A 907-nucleotide genomic window follows, 5' to 3' on the forward strand; every position below is an offset into this window, starting at 1 on the left:
GGCCCTGGCCGCGCGGGGGTGGGACCTGGTGCTCGACGCCAGGACCGAGGGGGTGCTGAGGGAGAGTGCGGGGGCCGTCGCCGCGTACGGCACGCGCGTGGAGGCCGTCGCCGGGGATGTCACGGACGCCGCGCACCGGGCCGAGCTGGTGGCAGCGGCGGAGAAGCTGGGCGGTGTCGACCTGGTCGTGAGCAACGCGAGCGCGCTGGGCGCCGAGCCGCTCGTCCGCCTTGAGGAGCTGGCCCTGGACGGGCTGCGGCAGGCGCTGGAAGTGAACGTGGTGGCCGCGCTGGGGCTGGTCCAGGAGGCGCTGCCGCTGCTGCGGGCCTCGCGGGTGGGCGCGGTGATCGCGGTCAGTTCGGACGCGGCGGCCGAGGCGTACGAGACCTGGGGCGGCTACGGGGCGTCCAAGGCGGCCCTCGACCATCTCGCGGCCGTCCTCGGCGCGGAGGAACCCGGGCTGCGGGTCTGGGCGGTCGACCCCGGGGACATGGGCACGGACCTGTACGCGGCGGCCGTACCGGATGACGACGATCCGCGCCCGGAGCCCGCCTCTGTGGTGCCGGCCTTCCTACGGCTCCTGGAAGAGCGGCCGGCGAGCGGTCGCTACGGCGCACCGGCCCTCCTGGAGGAGCGGTGACGGTGGCGGTGCGGGTACCGGAGGAGCTGTCCGCACGCGTGCCCGCCGAGCAGCGCGGGCCGGGGCTCGACCGGGATGCCGTACGGCTGCTGGTGTCGCGGGGTACCGAGGTGGCGCATCACGTGTTCGCGGAGTTGCCGCGGCTGCTGCGGGCCGGTGACCTGCTGATCGTGAACACGTCGCCGACGCTCGCCGCTGCGGTGGACGGGTGGATCGGGCACGCACGCGTGGTGGTGCATTTCTCCACGCGTGCGTGCCCGATCCACC

General features: G+C 75.2%; 2 protein-coding genes. Both read left to right on the top strand.

Annotated features, from left to right (window positions below):
* A partial coding sequence (locus JHN63_RS51485) for an SDR family oxidoreductase (protein WP_200692003.1) occupies positions 1 to 640 on the top strand: 640 nt, incomplete at its 5' end.
* Positions 637 to 907, top strand: a 271-nt coding sequence (locus JHN63_RS51490; RefSeq protein ID WP_200692004.1) for an S-adenosylmethionine:tRNA ribosyltransferase-isomerase, incomplete at its 3' end; no start/stop codon positions are given. The genes JHN63_RS51485 and JHN63_RS51490, both read left to right, overlap by 4 nt.

Origin of the sequence: Streptomyces sp. MBT65, assembly GCF_016612545.1 — a bacterium.
Taxonomy (GTDB): Bacteria; Actinomycetota; Actinomycetes; order Streptomycetales; family Streptomycetaceae; genus Streptomyces.